The following is a 4,808-nucleotide window of genomic DNA, read 5'->3' as shown; positions in this document are numbered from 1 at the left end:
TTTTACCCCTTCAAAGTTGCGCTTTTTTCCTGCGTGCCCACGTCATGCAGCGAAATCCTCGACGTCTCCGGCAACGCCAACCCGCCGGCCAGCGCCAGCAATGCCACCGCAATCAGGTAAAACGCCGGAGAAAGGTTGCTGCCCGTGCTGCTGATCAACCACGTCGCCATCAGCGGTGCGGTGCCGCCGAAGATCGTATACGCCATGTTGTAGGTAATCGCCGAAGCGGTGTAGCGCGTGCGGGTGGGAAAGGTCTCCGAGAGCAACGCCGCCGTGACCACGCCACACAACACCGCCCCCACCGCCAGCAACATCACGCCGACGATCGAGGCCGCGAACGAGCCGGAACTGGCCATCAGGAACGATGGATACACCACCACTATCAACAACACACATGCCGTCATCACCGTGACCCGCCGCCCCACTCGGTCCGAATACAGCCCCGCCAGCGGGCAAATCGCCGCCGCGAAGATCAACGCAATCAGCGACACCAGCAGCGCCACCGCCCGAGTCAGGCCGCCCGCCACTTGCAGGTACGTCGCGAAGTAGGTGGTGAACATATAGAACGACAGCGCCGTCAGCGACACAAAAGCGCCCAGGCAGCAGATCGCCGCACCATGGTGGCGCAGGGTTTCCTTGAGCGGCGAGTGAGCGACCGCATGCTCCTGCTTGACGGCCTGGAAAGCCGGCGTCTCATCCAGCTTCCAGCGCAGGTAAAGCCCCACCAGCCCCAGCGGCGCCGCGATCAGGAACGGCAGGCGCCAGCCCCAACTGCCCATGGCCTCGGCGGACAGCGACGCTTCAAGGGCGTACGCCACCACTGCGGCCGCGGCGAAGGCCGAGAACGTCGAGACCGGCACGAAGCTGCCATACCAGGCGCGTTTGTCGGTGGGCGCGTGCTCCATCAGGTAGGCACAGGCCCCGGCGTACTCGCCCCCGGCCGAGAAACCCTGGGCGCAGCGGATCAGCGACAACAGAATCGGCGCCGCGACACCGATGGCGGCGTAGGTCGGGAGCAGGCCGATCAAGGTCGTGGCGCCGGCCATCAGCAGGATAGTCATGGCCAGGGTGCGTTTGCGCCCGATGCGGTCGCCGAGCATGCCGAAAAAAATCCCACCCAGGGGCCGGAAGGCGAAGGCCACCGCAAAGACCGCAAAGGTCTTGAGCAGCGCCGCGCTGGCGTCGCCGCTGGGGAAGAACTGCTGGGCGATGGTGGTGGCGAGGAAACCGTAGACGGCGAAGTCAAACCATTCGACGAAGTTACCGATGCCGGCGGCGATGATGACCTTTCGCAGGGTTTGGGAGCTGACCTGTTCGGTGGACGGGCTCGTCATGGGGGAGGGCCTCGGAATGCGCAGAGAGAGCGCTGATTATCCGAGGCGGCGGTTGGGCGGCGGGGTTCAAAAGAGGCCTCTGCGTAGTCAGTAGCGACCTGAGGGGGGATAACGACGACCGCTTCGTTGCGCAATGCGAGCCACAGGGGGGTGAGCTTTGTCTACAGCGATTCCGCCCAGCGCAGGCAGAAGTCATGTTGTTCTTGTATGTCGTACGGCCCCGCGACGCCTCGCGCCTGTCGGTGGCGGCTTATCAGGTGAACGGTGAATACACAATAAGCAAGTTTGGCAGCTCGGCGGGTGCGATTGATGAAGACCGAGTGGTGCGTGAGACCTTGGGTGCGATCTAGCGAGTGGGGGCGGATTTGTTTTTTACGTACTTTGCGCTGGATTTGGCGTTGGCTGGGATCTAAAGCCGATACCTATTCCCTGAGGTGAGCGAGCTTGCTCGCGTTGGGCTGCGCAGCAGCCCCTCCAATGACGCCGCCGATCTAACTGAATAGACACGCTATCTTTACTGGGGCCGCTTCGCGGCCCAACGCGAACAGCAGGGGAGGTAACTGTCAGGGGGTGTTGGTGTAATGCCTCAGACTAGTAAGAAGAGTTTGCATAAAAGCTCGCTGATCAGTTATGTCATTGCTGAAGTAAGTCGCCATTTTTTTAAAGACAGCATCGAAGTTGTCGTTAATGGACAGGTAATATTCGATCGAGTCGATGAACCACTCCTGTTCGAGCGTTGTATAAGACAAGAATTCTGGCTTGGTCAGTTCGTCGAAAAGCTCAGTGAGTTCTTTTTTATCGTTTATATTTTTTGAGGAGATGAATTTTTCTCGTTCAAGATTATCTATGTTTTCAATGTCGTATGTGAATAGCGGTCCGCGAATTATTTCCATGCTAGGTTTGTTTTTCATATTCACTGCTCGGTGTAAGCGGTTTTTTGTTTTCCGTTCTTATCAAGTGTTACTCGTGCTAAAGCGCCACAAGGTTTTTATAATGGCTGCGAGGCGTCAATGCGTAATATCTACCAAAAGCATGCGTGCGGAATCTTAAAGTGGTGATGAATATATGTTGTTTTTTAACTCTGTATTAATCGAGATTGCGCACGTAGAAGTAGCTCGCCTAAAGTATCAATTGAATGCGCGATAAGAGTTAAAGTCGGTGAGTTCCAGTCATAGTCCTTGATGATTTTTATTTGAAAGTGCCCCTTGGCATCGAATGAGGGAAACCAACCTACGTCAAGTAAAAAACCGTCCGGGTACTCCACCTGAAGCATGTCCTCCTTCAGGTTCTGTACTTGATCTTCAATCGCAGAGTCTTCCAGTAAAGAAAGCTCATCGTAGGTGATATTGCCTTGTATGAAGTCTAACGAGATCATTTGGTTAATTTCCTGAACTCTTGCTCTGAAATAGGGTGGCCGTGGATTGTTTTTGCGCTTAATTCTATGCGGATCCAGCGGCTCGGAGCCCCCTCACTTGCGCCGATGCTTTCCGCGTATTCCATGACCTTCCAAGGTTTACCATTTGTAGTCATCTTGCCGTTTTTATAGGCTTCTCTCTCCAGACTTTCAATATCTATGCCTAGCCTGTACTTGGCCGGACCAGATTTTGTCGTTGCCAAAATATCTTTCCAAGACATTCTCTTTGATGGACTGTGCTTATAGCCATGAGCCGTCCATTCAATATCTTCGGGTGAAGGAAGCGGTGGTTGACCTTCATTCGCTTTCGCATTGCTCGAAGAGCTTTCAGGGCTTTTGGCTGGATCACAGGTAGCAGGACACTTGCTCAGGCCTAGTGGATCCACCCATCCCGTCGGATTAGGCACATATTGGTAGCTGTTGACCCCACCCGCCAATTTCACCGGGTCTGGCGTCAGGTAACGACCAATATCCGGATTGTAGTAGCGTTGGCGGTTGTAGTGCAGCCCGCTTTCCGGGTCGAAGTATTGGCCCTGGAAGCGCAGCGGGTTGTCGACTTTTCCGACGTCGAGTCGGCTGATTTGGCCGTAGGCGCGGTAATGCGCGGACCAGACGATTTCGCCGTCGGGGGCGGTCAGCTCCTGGGGTGTGCCGAGGTGGTCGAGTTGGTAGTGGTAGGGCTGGGTTTCGCTTGGGCCGAAGCCTTCCAGCAGCGCCAACGGCCGGAAACTGTCCGGTTCATAGAGATAGCTGCGATGGCGGTCCGTATGGTGCTCGGCGATCAGCTTGTCGCCTTGCCAGAAAAACTCCGTGGTGATGCCGTCAACGGTTTTGCTGATGCGCCGCCCAAACGGGTCATAGCGGTAACTCGCCGTTTGGCCGTTGGGCTGTGTAATACCGATCAGACGGTGTTGGCAGTCATAGCGGTATTCGGTAACGAGTTGATGGCCCTTGCCACGCCGTTCGCGGATCAGGTTGCCGAAGGCGTCGTAGTCGTAACGCCGGTCGCCCTGGATCATCAGGCGGTTGCCGGCGACGATGTCAGGGCCGGGGCGGTCTTGCATGAGCAGATTGCCGGCGGGGGTGTGGGCGAAGCGTTCCTGCAGGTCTTGTGAGTGATCGGCGCGGGTCAGGCGGTTGAGTGGGTCGTAGCGGTAGTGATGTTCTCCTTTGCGGGTGTCGTTGAGGCGGGTGAGGTTGCCGGATTTGTCGTAGTCGTAGTGGCGTTGGTAGAGGTAGTTTTCTTGTTGGGTGATGGTGTGGGCGTGCAGGCGGTGCTGGTCGTCGTAGTGGTAGTGGCTGAGGAGTTGGCCTTGTTGGCGTTGGTGCTCCTGGCCGGCTTTGAAGAGGTGCGAGGTGAGCGTTTTGCCATTCAACTCAACGGTGGCCAAATGACCGCCCTTGGCGTGGTTGAAGGTGAGTCGGTTGTTGTCCGGCAGGCGTAGATTTTTCAGTTGACCGCAGGCGTCGTAGCCATAGCGCAAAGTGCCCCAGCCTTGGTGTTCGGTGGTGAGGCGGTTTTGTGGGTCGTATTCGTAGGCCAGTGCCCAGTGGCCGTCGTCGACGCTGAGGAGGTTGCCTTGGCGGTCGTAGGTGTAATCGACTGTGTTGCCGTCGGGCAGGGTTTTTCGTACGAGGCGGCCGGCGTGGTCGCGTTCGTAGCGGGTGATTAGCTGACGGCCGTCGTCGCCGTGTTCAGTTTTTTCCCGTAGGTTGCCGTTGAGGTCGTAGACGTAGGCGGTGCGCTGGCCGTCGAAGCCGATTTCCTGCTGGATCAGGCCGTTGGGGTGATAGTTGAGTCGGTAGATTTCGCCGATTTCGTTTTCGATTTCGGTCAGCAGCAGTCGAGCGTTGTCGTAGCGGTATTTGACTTGGCTGCCGTCAGCGTTGATGCGGCGGCTGATCAGGTGCAGGCCGTTGGCGTATTCGTAACGGGTGACATGGCCGAGTTCGTCGCGTTCGGCGGTGATTTTTCCGTAGGGGTTGTAGCTGTATTCCCGCGTGGCACCGCCGGGGAGTACGACGCGAATTAGCCGACCAACGCTGTCCCATTGGTAGTG

General features: G+C 57.0%; 4 protein-coding genes and 1 pseudogene. 1 reads left to right on the top strand and 4 read right to left on the bottom strand.

Features of this window, described 5'->3' with window-relative positions:
* Positions 1–2 precede the first annotated feature (2 nt).
* A complete protein-coding gene (locus JWR98_RS21195; protein ID WP_205491120.1) occupies positions 3–1,334 on the bottom strand; it encodes an MFS transporter in 1,332 nt (443 codons plus the stop codon).
* Positions 1,335–1,555: 221 nt separating this feature from the next.
* Between JWR98_RS21195 and JWR98_RS21190 the strand changes: the two are divergent.
* A pseudogene (locus JWR98_RS21190) lies at positions 1,556–1,747 on the top strand (porphobilinogen synthase); the annotation flags it as partial.
* Positions 1,748–1,897: 150 nt separating this feature from the next.
* Here the strand turns inward: JWR98_RS21190 and JWR98_RS21185 are convergent.
* From JWR98_RS21185 to JWR98_RS21175, 3 genes are all read right to left on the bottom strand, one after another.
* A complete protein-coding gene (locus JWR98_RS21185; RefSeq protein ID WP_205491118.1) occupies positions 1,898–2,245 on the bottom strand; it encodes a hypothetical protein in 348 nt (115 codons plus the stop codon).
* A gap of 164 nt (positions 2,246–2,409) precedes the next feature.
* Positions 2,410–2,709, bottom strand: a complete 300-nt coding sequence (locus tag JWR98_RS21180) for a hypothetical protein (RefSeq protein WP_225908810.1) — start codon at positions 2,707–2,709, stop codon at positions 2,410–2,412.
* Positions 2,706–4,808, bottom strand: a 2,103-nt coding sequence (locus JWR98_RS21175; RefSeq protein WP_205491116.1) for an RHS repeat-associated core domain-containing protein, incomplete at its 5' end; no start/stop codon positions are given. The genes JWR98_RS21180 and JWR98_RS21175, both read right to left, overlap by 4 nt.

The organism is Pseudomonas lactucae (genome assembly GCF_016937615.1).
GTDB classification, from domain to species: domain Bacteria; phylum Pseudomonadota; class Gammaproteobacteria; order Pseudomonadales; family Pseudomonadaceae; genus Aquipseudomonas; species Aquipseudomonas lactucae.
Note: the sequence above shows the minus strand (reverse complement) of the source record. Positions and strands in the feature narration are given on the sequence as shown.